Origin of the sequence: Mesorhizobium sp. ESP-6-4, assembly GCF_020164735.1 — a bacterium.
Lineage (GTDB): Bacteria > Pseudomonadota > Alphaproteobacteria > Rhizobiales > Rhizobiaceae > Mesorhizobium.
Genome location: NZ_JAIUGS010000018.1, coordinates 41393 through 54777, shown reverse-complemented (window position 1 = coordinate 54777; position 13385 = coordinate 41393). Strand labels below are relative to the sequence as shown.

Sequence of the window (13385 nt, the reverse complement as noted above, 5' to 3'; positions counted from 1 at the left end):
CGATCAATGGCACCACTAAACCAGACCCGCAAGGCATCACAGCAGGCCGCATCCGGCGACGCGGGATCCAGAGATGCCAGCAAAGCTGGATCCCGGGATATCGGGGCCTGCCTGCTTGCCTGGTATGATGCGCATCATCGCGACTTGCCCTGGCGCGTGACGCCCGGCGCGTTTGCGCGCGGCGAAAGGCCCGACCCCTATCGCGTTTGGTTGTCCGAGGTGATGCTGCAACAGACCACGGTCGAGGCGGTAAAAGCCTATTTCCGCAAGTTCGTCGAGAAATGGCCGACGGTCCAGGCGCTGGCGGCGGCGCCCGCCGAGGACGTGATGAAGGCCTGGGCCGGGCTCGGCTATTACTCAAGAGCGCGCAACCTGAAGGCCTGCGCCGACCTCGTGGCGCTGCGAGGCGGCCGCTTTCCCGACACCGAGGCGGGCCTGCGCGAATTGCCCGGCATTGGTGCCTACACAGCGGCGGCGATCGCGGCGATCGCCTTCGACCGGCCGGCGGCAGTCGTTGACGGCAATGTCGAGCGGGTCGTGGCCCGGCTCTATTCGATCGAGACGCCGCTTAGCGAAGCCAAACCGCAAATCCGCGCCCTGGTGGAAAAGCTGGTCCCGCAAACGCGGCCCGGCGATTTCGCCCAGGCGATGATGGATCTCGGCGCGACGATCTGCACGCCGAAGCGGCCGCGCTGCATGCTGTGCCCGGTGCGCGAGGATTGCAGCGCCATTCTCAGCGGCGATCCGGAACGCTTTCCGGTCCGCCTGCCGAAAGACGACAAGCCGCTGCGCAAGGGTGCCGCCTTCGTCGCCGAGCGCGACGACGGCGCCATCCTCTTACGCAAGCGGCCCGACAAGGGCCTGCTCGGCGGCATGACGGAGGTGCCGACCACCGCCTGGACCGCCAGGGTGGATGGCGCGACGACGGCGGATGCCGCGCCTTTTCCCGCCGATTGGCGGCGCGCCGGGCAGATCGGCCACGTCTTCACACATTTCGCGCTCGAGCTCGACATCTTTCATGCCCATGTCAAGCGCGATGCGCCCGACGGGTATTTCTGGTCGCTGGCCCATGAAATTTCCGGGGAAGCGCTGCCCACCGTCATGAAAAAGGTAATCGAGACGGCCATACCGGGCGCGACCAAAAAGCAGCACCCGCATTGAAAGGACCGCAATGACCGAAATCCGCCATATCGTCTTCGACATCGGCAAGGTGCTTATCCATTACGATCGGGACATTCCATTCAGCCGCCTGATCCCCGATGCCGAGGAGCGGCGGTGGTTCTTCGACAATGTCTGCACAAGCGCCTGGAACATCGAGCAGGACCGTGGCCGGACCTGGGAAGAGGCCGAGTCGTTGCTGATCGCCGAGCATCCCGCCCATGCCGAGAACATCCGCAACTTCCGCCGCCACTGGCACGATATGGTGCCGCATGCCTATGACGACAGCGTCGCGCTGCTCGAGGGCCTGATCGATGACGGCCGCGACGTGACCCTGCTCACCAACTGGGCGTCGGACACATTCCGCGAGGCTCGCGCCCGTTTTCCGTTCCTTGAAAAGCCGCGCGGCATCACGGTCTCCGGCGACATCGGCCTGATCAAGCCGGACCGCGCCATCTACGACCATCACGTCGCTTCGTTCGGGCTCGATCCGGCGGCTTCGCTATTCATCGACGACAGCCAGAAGAATGTCGACGGCGCCAAGGCCGCCGGCTGGCAGGCGGTGCTGTTCACCGACGCCGAGACGCTTAAAGCAGACCTTGAGCGGCTGGGGATTGCTGCCTGATCTGAATCGCTTGCGGCGATCCGTTGATGTTTTGGTTCAGCTTCAGGCGAATCAGCCCCCTGCCCGCTCCATGCCGAGGCGGGCGATGCGGCGCAGCTCGTCGATCGGGGTCAAGCCGCCGCTGCGCTCATAGTGCCAGAAGGTCCAGCCATTGCAGGCATCCAGCCCCTGCACCTCGGCGCCGATCTTGTGGATGGAGCCGGCGCTGTCGCCGATGGCCAGCGTGCCGTCGGCGCGCACTTTGGCCGCCCAGCGCTTCTTGGCGTCGTAGAGCGTGGCGCCCGGGGCCACCAGGCCATTGTCGAGCAGGCTGATGAAGGCGACGCGCGGTTCGGCGCGCTTGCCGGACAGCACGGTGAGATCGGCGCTTTCCAGGGGCCGTACCGCGGCGATGCGCTCATTGGCGGCATCGATATAGGCTTGCTCGCGCTCGATGCCGACAAAGTGGCGGCCCAGGCGCTTGGCGACGGCGCCGGTGGTGCCGGAACCGAAGAAGGGATCGAGCACGACGTCGCCCGGCTTGGTCGAGGCCATCATGATGCGGGCAAGCAAAGCCTCCGGCTTCTGCGTCGGATGCAGCTTGTTGCCATTCTCGTCCTTGAGCCGCTCGCCGCCGGTGCAGATCGGGAACAGCCAGTCGGAGCGCATCTGCAGGTCGTCGTTCGAGGCCTTCAGCGCTTCGTAGTTGAAAGTATAGCCCTTGGCCTTCTGGTCTCGCGAGGCCCAGATCATCGTCTCATGCGCGTTCTGGAAGCGCCGGCCACGGAAATTCGGCATCGGGTTGGTCTTGCGCCAGACGATGTCGTTCAGGATCCAGAAGCCGAGATCCTGCATGCGGGCGCCGACGCGGAAGATGTTGTGATAGGAGCCGATGACCCAGATGGTGCCGCTGGGCTTCAGCACGCGCCGCGCCGCGAGCAGCCAGGCACGGGTAAAGGCGTCATAAGCCTCGAAACTCTCGAATTGATCCCAGTCGTCGTCGACGGCGTCGACCTTGGACTGGTCGGGCCGGTGCAGGTCGCCGTCGAGCTGCAGATTATAGGGCGGGTCGGCGAAGATGATGTCGATCGACTTTTCCGGCAGGCGGTCAAGCGCGGCGACGCAATCGCCTTTCAGGATGGTATCCAGCCATTCGGACCGCTGGGGAGCGTGGGAAAGCTCGTCGAGAAGACGCATGGCAGACATCAAAACACCCAAAGCACGCGTTACGGTTTACTGACCGTTATGGTTACCGATCAGCGTAAACATTCAGTGAAGGCTGCAGACGCTTGCTCGGTTTGCGAAGAGCGGCCCGTTGGTGTATGCCGCACCGCTTGGGCCAGCCATGCCACGCTCCCCTTCTCAACTTCCGGATTGCCATGCCCCAGCCAGACCTTGTCATCTTCGATTGCGACGGCGTGCTCGTCGATTCCGAAATCATCGCCGCGCGCGTCGATGCCGAGCTTCTGACGTCGGCCGGATTCGAGATTTCGGCCGAGGAGCTTGCCGAGACCTATGCCGGCCTGACCTTCAAGGACATCATGCTGCGGGTCGAGGAGAAGTCGCGGATCCCATTCCAGGCCTCGCTGATCGACCGCGAGGAGGAACTCGTCGACCGCAAGCTGCGCGCAGACGTTCGCATCATCGACGGCGCTCGCGAGGCGGTGGCGGCCGTAACCGCGCCGCGCGCCGTCTGCTCCAATTCACGCACTGAGCGGGTCGAATTCATGCTGGAGAAGGTGCGGCTGCTGCCGTTCTTCGCCGGCCGCATCTTTTCGGGCCTCGATATTCCCAGCAAGAAGACCAAGCCGGCGCCGGACGTGTTTCTCTACGCCGCCGAAAAGCTCGGCGCCAACCCGAAGAACACTTTCGTGATCGAGGATTCCGTGCACGGCATCGCCGGCGCCAGGGCCGCCGGCATGCGCGTCATCGGCTTCACCGGCGCCGGGCACAGCTATCCGGGCCATGCCGATGCGCTGACCGAGGCCGGCGCCGAAACGGTCATCCGGCGCTGGGCGGAGCTCAACAGCACGATCGCGGCGCTGTCGGAGTGGTCGGAAGACGCTTGAGGATCGTTCGAATCCTGGCCCTTGCTCAGTTCGTCGCCGGAGCGCGCTTCTTCCTCTTGCCTTTCGGCTTGTCCGCCGAGGCGACCGGCGTGTTCTCGTCATAGCCGGCATAGGCCTGGTAGTCGCGCGCGGTCGGCTCCGGCACCACGACGTTGTTGTCGACGAAGACGAATTGGGTAGCGGCCGATGGGTCGGTAACCTGCACCTGGTACGGATGCAGCTGCGAATAAAGCACCTCCTCGCCATGCTGAACCGCGATGCGGATCGGCATGGTGACGGTGCCGGGCGCGAACATCGGCCCCGGCACGATCTTGCCGGCGACGGCTATCTTCATTGACATCTGGCCGTTGGCATGGGTGCAATCGCGCGTCACGTCGGTGATCGACGCCTGGTAGATAATCTTCGACGGATCGTGAGCGGGATCGATCGGCTGGCCGTTGGGTCCGGTCTGCGCGGCCGCGGCGGCTGCCTCGGCCTCGGCGTCGGCCGCGGCGTCAACCTTCTTTTTCTTGGGCTTCGCCGTCGTGCCCTTGGCATAGGTGTTGAAATAGGCAGTGCCGTCGCGCAGCGTCACCTTCGGACAATAGGCTCGCAACTGGCTGGCGAGGATCTTGGGATCCTGCGGCGGCGGCGGCGCGACGGGATCCTTCTTGGTTAGACCAAAGTTAAGAATACCATTGTCGCTCGATTGGCAGCCGGCGGCGGCAAGCATAAAGCCGGTGAGCGCCAGACCCGCGACAAAACGACGGTTGACCGAATAAAACGCCATGAAACTGCACTTCCCTCTCACAAAGCCGGTGACGTATAGCAACCGCGCGGCAAAAATGCGACTGAGCGGGCTCGGAAAATTAACCAATTGCCGTGGATGACGCGACCGGCAGCAATAGGCCTTTGACGATGCAATATGTGAGTACCCGCGGGGATGCGCCCGCGCTTGGATTTTCCGACGCTGTGCTGGCCGGCCTGGCGCGCGACGGCGGGCTCTACGTGCCGCGCGAGTGGCCACAGTTTTCGGCCGCCGACATCCGCGCCATGCGCGGCCTTGCCTATCCGGACCTTGCCATCCGCGTGCTGACGCCGTTCCTCGGCGGCGAGATCGCGGCGCCCGTCTTCAAGCGGCTGGTGCGCGAGGCCTATGCTACTTTCCGGCACGAGGCCGTCTGCCCGCTGGTGCAGACCGGGAAAAACACCTTCATCCTCGAGCTGTTCCACGGCCCGACGCTGGCCTTCAAGGACGTGGCGATGCAGTTGCTGGCGCGACTGATGGATCATGTGCTTTCGGAACGGGGCAAACGCGCCACCATCGTCGGCGCGACCTCGGGCGACACAGGGGGTGCCGCGATCGATGCGTTCGCCGGCCGCGACCGCACCGACATCTTCATCCTGTTCCCGAACGGCAAGGTATCGCCGGTGCAGCAGCGCCAGATGACGACGTCGAGCGCGGCAAACGTCCATGCGCTGTCGGTCGAAGGCAATTTCGACGACTGCCAGGGCCTGGTTAAGGACATGTTCAACGACCACGCCTTTCGCGACAGGGTGTCGCTGTCGGGTGTGAATTCGATCAACTGGGCCCGCATCATGGCCCAGATCGTCTATTATTTCTCGTCGGCCCTGTCGCTCGGCGCGCCCGACAGGCCAGTCTCCTTCACCGTGCCGACGGGCAATTTCGGCGATATTTTCGCCGGCTACGCCGCCAAGCGCATGGGCCTGCCGATCGAGCGGCTGATTATCGCCACCAACGACAACGACATCCTGGCACGCACACTGGCGAGCGGCGAATACCGCACCAAGGGCGTGTTCGCCACGACCTCGCCGTCGATGGACATCCAGGTGTCGTCTAATTTCGAGCGGCTGCTGTTCGAGGCCGCAGGCCGCAATGCCGAGACCGTGCGGCGCTATATGAACGGCCTGAAGCAGTCGGGCGCCTTCACCATCGAGGAGGGCGAGCTCAAGCGCATCCGCGCCGAATTCGACGCCGGCCGCGCTAGCGTCGACGAGATCGCCGCCACCATCCGCGCGACACTCGAGGCGAGCAACTACCTGCTCGATCCGCATACGGCCGCAGCCGTCCGTGTCGCCGCCACCCAGGACTCCGGCGCGGTGCCCATGGTGGTGCTCGGCACCGCGCATCCGGCGAAATTCCCGGCGGCGGTCGAGGCCGCGAGCGGCATCACCCCTGCCCTGCCCGCATGGCTAGGCGGCTTGATGACAGCCGACGAAAAATACACGATACTTCCATCCGACTTGAAAATGGTGGAAGATTACGTGGACCGCCACTCGCGGGCGGCGCGTTAGGGAGTACTTGCCATATGGGTGTTGAGGTAAGCCGTCTGTCGAACGGCCTGACAGTCGCCACCGAAACCCTTCCAAGCATCGAATCGGTTGCCCTTGGTGTCTGGGTCAAGTCAGGCGCCCGCAACGAGCGCGACGAAGAGCATGGCATGGCCCATCTGCTCGAGCACATGGCGTTCAAGGGCACGAAGCGCCGCAGCGCCTTCGAGATCGCCTCGGAAATCGAGAATGTCGGCGGCGAGATCAACGCCGCCACCAGCGTCGAGACGACCTCCTACTACGCCAGGGTGCTTTCCGACGACGTGCCGCTGGCGGTCGATATCCTGGCCGACATCCTGCAGGAGTCCGAATTCGATCCGGACGAGCTGGAGCGCGAGCAGCATGTGATCCTGCAGGAGATCGGCGCCGCGCACGACACGCCCGACGACATCGTCTTCGACCGCTTCACCGAAACGGCTTTCCGTCATCAGACCATCGGCCGCTCGATCCTCGGCACGCCGGAGACGGTCAAATCCTTCACCTCCAAACAGCTGCACAGCTTCATCGAGCGCCAATATGACGCGGAGCGGATGGTCGTCGTGGCCGCCGGCGACGTCAAGCACGACAATTTCGTGCACGAGGTCGAGAAGCGGCTTGGCGGCTTCCGCGCCAAGGCGGCGGGCAATATCCCGCAATATGCGCAATATGTCGGCGGCGACTTCCGCGAGGACCGCGACCTGATGGATGCGCAGATCGTGCTCGGCTTCGAGGGCCGCGCCTACCATGTGCGCGATTTCTACGCCTCGCAGGTGCTGTCGATGATCCTGGGCGGCGGCATGTCGTCGCGGCTGTTCCAGGAGGTGCGCGAGAAGCGTGGCCTCTGCTACTCGGTCTATGCCTTCCACTGGGGTTTTTCCGACACCGGCATCTTCGGCGTGCATGCCGCCACCGGGCAGAGCGACATCGCCAAGCTGGTGCCGGTGATCATCGGCGAATTGCAGAAGGCCGGCGAGAGCATCCAGCAGGACGAGCTCGACCGGGCGCGGGCGCAATATCGCGCCGGCCTGATCATGTCGGCCGAAAGCCCAGCGAGCCGCGCCTCGCAGATTGCCCGGCAACTGCTGTTGTTCGGGCGGCCGATTGCCAAAGAGGAATTGATGGAGCGGCTTTCGGCGCTGACCGTCGAGCGGCTGACCGATCTCTCCTCGCGGCTGTTCTCGACCAAGCCGACGGTTACCGCGGTCGGTCCCGTGGGCACGCTTGCGCCCTACGAGGCGATCCTCGAATCGCTTGCGGGCCCGCAGACGACGGCCCGCCGGCTCGCCGTCTGATCTTCGACCAAAACCGTGTTCGCGCTCCCTTTCTTTCGCCGCGACCTGCCGGCACTGAAGGGCGACAAGGTCACGCTGCGCGTGCCCTTGACCAACGACTATCGCGAATGGTCGGCGGTGCGCGGCGAAAGCCGCGCCTTCCTCGAACCCTGGGAGCCGCGCTGGCAGCCGGACGAGCTCGACCGCAATGCCTGGCGCCTGCGCATCAGCCGCTATCGCGAGGATTATGCCCAGGGCACGGCTATCGCCTTCTTCATCTTCGAAAAATCGAGCGGCAAGCTCGCCGGCGGCATCACGCTCGGCAACATCCGCCACGGCGTCGCGCAGAGCGGCCATATCGGCTACTGGATCGGTGAACGCTTCGGCGGCCGCGGCATGATGACCGAGGCGGTCAAGCTGGTGTCGCGCTTCGCCTTCGATACGCTGCGGTTGCACCGGATCGAAGCTGCCTGTATTCCCGAAAATGCCCGGTCGATCCGTGTGCTTGAAAAAGCCGGATTCCGGCGCGAAGGACTTCTGCGATCCTATCTCAGGATCAACGGCATCTGGCAGGATCACTACCTCTACGCCCGGATCGCGGACGATCCGCCGGGCGATGGAACGAAGGGCTGATTGTGACGAATTTTCCGCGATTAGCGTCGCTATTCGCCCTCATCATGACGGTCGTCGTCACGCTTTTTTCGGCCATGCCGGCTTTTGCCGTCGAGCCGATCAAGATCGCGCGCGACGACAAGGCGCTGGACCTATCGCGCGCCGTGGAAATCTACCGGAACCAGGGTGAGAATTTCCAGGTCTCGACGGCGCCCGGCCCCGACGGCATCGTGCGGCGCATCGAAGTGGAAGCCAATGATGCTCGCTCGAGCGGCGACTGGGCCGTCTTCGCGCTCGCCAACACCACCGACCAGCAGCTCGACCGGCTGATCGTCGCGCCGCATTTCCGGCTGGTGAATTCCGGCATCTTCTGGCCGGATCTCGGCTCCACGCGCATCGCCGCCATCACGCCCAGCGAGGGCTTCGCGCTCGACCGCCAGACAAGCCCCGACGCCGACGTGTTCCGGGTGACGCTGAACCCCGGAACGGTGGTGACCTTCATCGCCGAGCTCGCCTCGCCGAAACTGCCGCAGGTCTATCTCTGGGAGCCGGATTCCTACAAGGACTCGGTCAACTCCTACACGCTGTTTCGCGGCATCGTCATCGGCATTTCGGGGCTTCTTGCGCTGTTCCTGACGATCCTGTTCGTGGTCAAGGGAACCTCGATGTTCCCGGCGACCGCGGCGCTCGCCTGGGCGGTACTGGCCTATATCTGCGTCGACTTCGGCTTCCTCAACAAGATCATCGAGATATCGCCCGGCAACGAGCAGATCTGGCGGGCCGGCACGGAGGTGGCCTTGGCCGGAACCTTCGTGGTGTTCCTGTTCGCCTATCTCAACCTCAACCGGTGGCATGGTCATTTCAGCTACGGCGCGCTGGTTTGGATCCTCGGGCTGCTGTTGATCGCGGGGGTCGCCATCGTCGATCCGGCGGTCGCCGCCGGCGTTGCCCGCATCTCGTTCGCCGCCACCGCGCTCACGGGTCTCGGCCTGATCATCTTCCTCGGCATCCGCGGCTATGACCGCGCGATCATGCTGGTGCCGAGCTGGGTGATGGTGTTGCTATGGCTATGCGGATCGTGGATGGCGATCACCGGCATGCTGGACAACGACATCGCCCAGCCGGCGCTGGGCGGCGGGCTGATCCTGATCATCCTCTTGATCGGCTTCACGGTCATGCAGCACGCCTTTGCCGGCGGCGCGCTGCATCAGGGCCTGTTCTCCGACCTGGAGCGGCAGGCGCTCGCCGTCGCCGGCTCGGGCGACATCGTCTGGGATTGGGACGTGCTGCGCGACCGCGTGGTGACCAAGCCCGACATCAGCCTGCAGCTCGGCCTTGCGCCCAACAGCCTTGGGGGTGCGGCCCGCAACTGGCTGCCGGTGCTGCATGCCGACGACCGCGACACGTTCCGCACCACGCTCGACGTGGTGCTGGAGCATAGGCGCGGCAAGGTAGCGCAGAACTTCCGCCTGCGCGGCGCCGACGGCCATTACCACTGGTTCTCGCTGCGCGCCCGCCCGGTGATCGGCTCCGACGGCGAGGTGATCCGCTGCGTCGGCACCATGATCGACGTCACCGAGCAGAAGAAATCCGAGGAAAGGCTGCTGCACGACGCCGTGCATGACAATTTGACCGGCCTGCCGAACCGCGAATTGTTCATGAACCGACTGGAAGCGATCATCTCGATCGCCCGCACCGAGGAGAAGGTGCGCCCGACGGTCTTCATCATCGACATCGATCGCTTCAAGCAGGTCAATGACGGCCTTGGCATCTCCGCCGGCGACACCATTCTGCTCACCGTCGCGCGCCGGCTGCACCGGCTGCTCAAGCCGAAGGATTCGCTGTCGCGCTTTGCCGGCGACCAGTTCGCGCTGATGCTGCTTTCGGAACAGGACCCGGCCCGCATCGCTGCCATGGCGGACGCCATCAAGCACGCGATCAACAATCCGATCACCTTCGCCAAGCGAGAAATCGTGCTCACCGCATCGATCGGCCTGATCACCTGGACGACGGCGCAGACTTCGGCCGAGGACATGGTCAAGGACGCCGAGCTTGCCATGCACCAGGCCAAGCGTTTTGGCGGCGACAGAATCGAGCCCTTCCGTCCCGCCTTCCGCACCGTCGGCACCGACCGGCTGCAGTTCGAATCCGACCTTCGCCGCGCCATCGAGCGGCGCGAGTTCACGCTTGCCTATCAGCCGATCGTGCGGCTGGAGGATGGCAGCGTCGCCGGCTTCGAGGCGCTGCTGCGCTGGGACCATCCGCGCCGCGGCATGATCCCGCCGGGGGACTTCATTCCGGTCGCCGAGAATTGCGGGCTGATCGTGCAGCTCGGCCTGTTCGCCATGCAGCAGGCGGCCGAGGACCTCGCGACCTGGCAGAAGCAGATCGGCGACGCGCCGCTGTCGGTGTCGGTCAACCTGTCCAGCCGCCAGCTCATCCGCCGCGACCTGGTCAGCGACGTCCGCTCGGTCATAGCGCGCGCCAATCTGAAACCGCGCTGCTTCCGGCTGGAGCTCACCGAGTCCCTGGTGATGGACAATCCCGAGCAGACCGCGCATGTGCTGACCAAGCTGAAGCAGCTCGGCATCGGATTGTCGCTCGACGATTTCGGCACCGGCTATTCCTCGCTCTCCTACCTGACGCGCTTCCCCTTCGACACCATCAAGATCGACAAGAGCTTCGTCGACGACGCCACGCCGAAGCGTGCCGTGCTGCTCAAATCGATGGTCAACATGGCGCATGAGCTGGGGCTTTCGGTCGTGGCGGAAGGCATTTCGGATGAAAGCGACGCGCTGGAGCTGCGCCAGATGGGCTGCGAATATGTGCAGAGCTTCATGTTCGGCGCGCCGATGCCCGGCGACCAGGTGCTGAAGACGCTGAGGGAGCAGTATCCGCTGACCCAGGCTTAGGTTGGGGGGCCTGATGCGGCCGGTCGTTCTAATGGAGTAGCGAGACACTCTGCGATTGGCCGTTACGTCCATCACATCGTCATTCTCGGGCTTGACCGAGAATCCATTCCGTGACGTTAACGCATTGAAAAGCGTTGCAGAGTTCTGCACCGCTGCAACCTATGCTCGATGTAACGGCATGGATCCTAGGGTCTGCGCGCGTCGTTCGCTCCTTGCTCCGCCCTAGGATGACGAACGTGCTAAGCGTGTCCGGCGGCGGCGCTCAGATGGGCGAGGTCGATGCCGATCGAGGCAAGGATACGGTCGTATTTGCGCTCGATATCGGTGTCGAAGAGAAGCTCGGGCGTTGCCGGACAGGTGAGCCAGCCATTCTCGGAGATCTCCGTTTCGAGCTGGCCGGCGCCCCAGCCGGAATAGCCGAGCGCCATGAGGGCATGGCGCGGGCCGCGGCCGGTCGAGATGGCCCGCAGGATATCGACGGTTGCCGTCAGGCAGATATCGTCGGAGACGTTGAGCGAGGATTCCACGCGATAGTCGCCCGAATGCAGCACGAAGCCGCGGCTGCGATCGACGGGCCCGCCGTTGCGCACGACGAAATCGCGCGTATGCGCCGGCAGGCGGATCGCTTCCTGCTCGTTCATGATGCCGAGTTGCACAAGCAGGTCCGGAAACAGCATCTGCTGCGTCTGATTGATGATCAGGCCCATCGCGCCCTCGTCGCTATGGGCGCAGATGTAGATGACGGAGCGCGCGAAACGGTCGTCCTTCATGCCAGGCATGGCAATCAGGAACTGATCGTCGAGGAAACCGCGTCCGGCGGCCGACTTCTTGTGGCGCAGCAAGTCCATGGCCTCAGCGTAACGCGTTTCGGCAGCGCCGAAAAGATGGTGCCAGTCCCCGATGTCACGCAAATATGATACCGGGAGAGCGATGAAGTCATTGCGCGGCCAAGAACGGACGGTCAAATCACCGCATGCGATACATGAAATTACTGGTTCTCGGCGTCGTTTTCGGGTGGGCTACAAGCCTACCGGCTGAGGCCTCCTCCTCTAACTGGTACAACAGTGAAGGCGGCAAGGTTCGGCTGGTGACCACCGGCAAGCCCGACCAGGCCGGCAAGATCCACGGCGTGCTCGACATCGCGTTGAAGCCCGGCTGGAAAACCTATTGGCGCGATCCAGGCGACGCCGGCGTGCCGCCGCAACTCGACATATCGGGCAGCACCAATGTCGTCGACGCGCAATTGTCGTTCCCGCCGCCGCAGCGGCATGACGACGGCTACGGCAAATGGGCCGGCTACGATCGTCCGGTGTCGCTGCCGGTGACGTTCACGCTGTCTTCGCCCGACCAGCCGGCGACCATCGATGCCAACATCTTCCTCGGCATCTGCGAGACGATCTGCATTCCAGTGCAGACCCGGCTCAGCGTCGATCCCGGGTCCGACCCCGATAACGCGACCGACGCGGCCCTGGTGAAAACCGCACTTGCGACGCTGCCCTCCCCGGCCCGGTCCGATTTTGGCATCAGCGTGCTGTCCAGCGACCATGAGACCCTTGTCGTCCAGGCGCAGTCGCCCGGCGATCCGCAATCCGTCGATCTCTTCATCGCCGGCGAGCGCGACTACATGTTCGGCGCGCCGATGCGCAGTCAGAAGGATGGCAAGCTCGTCTTCACCGTGCCGATCCTCGACCGGCCGTCGGCGGCGCCGACCGATGGCGGGCTGTATTACACGCTGACCAGTGCCGAGGGTTCGGTGGACGGGCTGCTGCCTTTCCCTTGATCCAGGGTCTTTCTGAGCCGCAATTCCGGACGGAAAACCGCTGCACACTTTCCCTGGAATTGCTCTGAAGAGTTGCCGGAGCCCGCGCAGTCCGATATCGAAGGCATCGATCCTTCCCATCCCCCAAGCGAGGCACCCCATGACCATTGCGGTTGGCGAAAAACTGCCCGAAGCGACCTTCAAGACGATGACCGCGGACGGCGCAAAGTCGATCACCGGCGATGAGATCTTCGCCGGCAAGAAAGTCGTGCTGTTCGGCGTTCCCGGCGCCTTCACGCCGACCTGCAGCAACAACCACCTGCCTGGCTATCTGGAGAATCATGACGCCATCCTGGCCCGCGGCGTCGACACGATCGCCGTCGTCTCGGTCAACGACGTGCATGTCATGGGCGCCTGGGCGCGGTTCACCGGCGGCGAAGGCAAGATCCTCTATCTCGCCGACGGCAGCGGCGATTTCGCCAGGTCGGTGGGACTAGACAACGATCTGTCCGGGGCCGGCATGGGCCTGCGCTCGAAGCGCTTCTCAATGATCGTCGACGACGGCAAGGTCGTGGCGCTCAATGTCGAGACCAAGCCGGGCGTCGACGAGAGCGGCGCGGCAAAAATCCTCGAGCAGCTCTAGATCAGGTCAGGTTTCGTTGACCCCATGATCTTGTCCGAAAACCAGTT

The 13385-nt window shown here is 64.1% G+C and carries 12 protein-coding genes; 9 read left to right on the top strand and 3 right to left on the bottom strand.

Going from position 1 to position 13385, the window contains the following annotated elements:
* Positions 1 to 6 precede the first annotated feature (6 nt).
* Both mutY and LB523_RS24085 read left to right on the top strand, forming a co-directional pair.
* A complete protein-coding gene (mutY, locus tag LB523_RS24090; protein WP_224607614.1) occupies positions 7 to 1161 on the top strand; it encodes an A/G-specific adenine glycosylase in 1155 nt (384 codons plus the stop codon).
* Positions 1162 to 1171: 10 nt separating this feature from the next.
* Positions 1172 to 1783: an HAD family hydrolase gene (locus tag LB523_RS24085; protein WP_224607611.1), complete on the top strand. Its 612-nt coding sequence runs from the start codon at positions 1172 to 1174 to the stop codon at positions 1781 to 1783.
* A gap of 51 nt (positions 1784 to 1834) precedes the next feature.
* Here LB523_RS24085 and LB523_RS24080 read toward each other — a convergent pair whose 3' ends face one another.
* Positions 1835 to 2968 (bottom strand): site-specific DNA-methyltransferase, encoded by a 1134-nt coding sequence (locus LB523_RS24080; protein ID WP_224605052.1) that lies wholly within the window; start codon positions 2966 to 2968, stop codon positions 1835 to 1837.
* Between the two features lie 173 nt (positions 2969 to 3141).
* On the opposite strand from LB523_RS24080, the gene LB523_RS24075 reads away from it, so the two are divergent.
* Positions 3142 to 3831, top strand: coding sequence for an HAD family hydrolase (locus LB523_RS24075; RefSeq protein ID WP_224526341.1), 690 nt, complete (start codon positions 3142 to 3144; stop codon positions 3829 to 3831).
* A 25-nt stretch (positions 3832 to 3856) separates the two neighbouring features.
* Here LB523_RS24075 and LB523_RS24070 read toward each other — a convergent pair whose 3' ends face one another.
* On the bottom strand, positions 3857 to 4600 hold the full coding sequence (locus LB523_RS24070; protein ID WP_224607607.1) for a hypothetical protein: 744 nt from the start codon (positions 4598 to 4600) through the stop codon (positions 3857 to 3859).
* 128 nt (positions 4601 to 4728) lie between these two features.
* On the opposite strand from LB523_RS24070, the gene thrC reads away from it, so the two are divergent.
* The 4 genes from thrC to LB523_RS24050 are packed head-to-tail and all read left to right on the top strand — an operon-like array spanning position 4729 to position 10936.
* Complete coding sequence (thrC, locus tag LB523_RS24065; protein WP_224607604.1) at positions 4729 to 6126, top strand: threonine synthase; 1398 nt, start codon at positions 4729 to 4731, stop codon at positions 6124 to 6126.
* A 14-nt stretch (positions 6127 to 6140) separates the two neighbouring features.
* Positions 6141 to 7433, top strand: a complete 1293-nt coding sequence (locus LB523_RS24060; RefSeq protein WP_224607601.1) for a M16 family metallopeptidase — start codon at positions 6141 to 6143, stop codon at positions 7431 to 7433.
* A gap of 15 nt (positions 7434 to 7448) precedes the next feature.
* A complete protein-coding gene (locus LB523_RS24055; RefSeq protein WP_140541542.1) occupies positions 7449 to 8045 on the top strand; it encodes a GNAT family N-acetyltransferase in 597 nt (198 codons plus the stop codon).
* Between the two features lie 2 nt (positions 8046 to 8047).
* On the top strand, positions 8048 to 10936 hold the full coding sequence (locus LB523_RS24050) for an EAL domain-containing protein (protein WP_176476983.1): 2889 nt from the start codon (positions 8048 to 8050) through the stop codon (positions 10934 to 10936).
* Between the two features lie 239 nt (positions 10937 to 11175).
* On the opposite strand, the gene LB523_RS24045 is transcribed toward LB523_RS24050, so the two are convergent.
* Positions 11176 to 11784 (bottom strand): YqgE/AlgH family protein, encoded by a 609-nt coding sequence (locus tag LB523_RS24045; protein ID WP_095767156.1) that lies wholly within the window; start codon positions 11782 to 11784, stop codon positions 11176 to 11178.
* Positions 11785 to 11909: 125 nt separating this feature from the next.
* On the opposite strand from LB523_RS24045, the gene LB523_RS24040 reads away from it, so the two are divergent.
* Together LB523_RS24040 and LB523_RS24035 are read left to right on the top strand one after the other, a co-directional pair.
* Positions 11910 to 12716, top strand: a complete 807-nt coding sequence (locus LB523_RS24040; protein ID WP_318011993.1) for a protein-disulfide reductase DsbD domain-containing protein — start codon at positions 11910 to 11912, stop codon at positions 12714 to 12716.
* Between the two features lie 139 nt (positions 12717 to 12855).
* The gene (locus tag LB523_RS24035) at positions 12856 to 13338 is read left to right on the top strand and encodes a peroxiredoxin (RefSeq protein WP_140847305.1); all 483 of its coding nucleotides are present in this window, start codon (positions 12856 to 12858) and stop codon (positions 13336 to 13338) included.
* The last annotated feature ends 47 nt before the right edge of the window (positions 13339 to 13385 follow it).

Coding starts and splice junctions, on each gene's coding strand:
- mutY (WP_224607614.1), top strand. CDS start 7: ATGGCACCACTAAACCAGACCCGCAAGGCATCACAGCAGGCCGCATCC.
- LB523_RS24085 (WP_224607611.1), top strand. CDS start 1,172: ATGACCGAAATCCGCCATATCGTCTTCGACATCGGCAAGGTGCTTATC.
- LB523_RS24080 (WP_224605052.1), bottom strand. CDS start 2,968: ATGTCTGCCATGCGTCTTCTCGACGAGCTTTCCCACGCTCCCCAGCGG.
- LB523_RS24075 (WP_224526341.1), top strand. CDS start 3,142: ATGCCCCAGCCAGACCTTGTCATCTTCGATTGCGACGGCGTGCTCGTC.
- LB523_RS24070 (WP_224607607.1), bottom strand. CDS start 4,600: ATGGCGTTTTATTCGGTCAACCGTCGTTTTGTCGCGGGTCTGGCGCTC.
- thrC (WP_224607604.1), top strand. CDS start 4,729: ATGCAATATGTGAGTACCCGCGGGGATGCGCCCGCGCTTGGATTTTCC.
- LB523_RS24060 (WP_224607601.1), top strand. CDS start 6,141: ATGGGTGTTGAGGTAAGCCGTCTGTCGAACGGCCTGACAGTCGCCACC.
- LB523_RS24045 (WP_095767156.1), bottom strand. CDS start 11,784: ATGGACTTGCTGCGCCACAAGAAGTCGGCCGCCGGACGCGGTTTCCTC.
- LB523_RS24040 (WP_318011993.1), top strand. CDS start 11,910: ATGCGATACATGAAATTACTGGTTCTCGGCGTCGTTTTCGGGTGGGCT.
- LB523_RS24035 (WP_140847305.1), top strand. CDS start 12,856: ATGACCATTGCGGTTGGCGAAAAACTGCCCGAAGCGACCTTCAAGACG.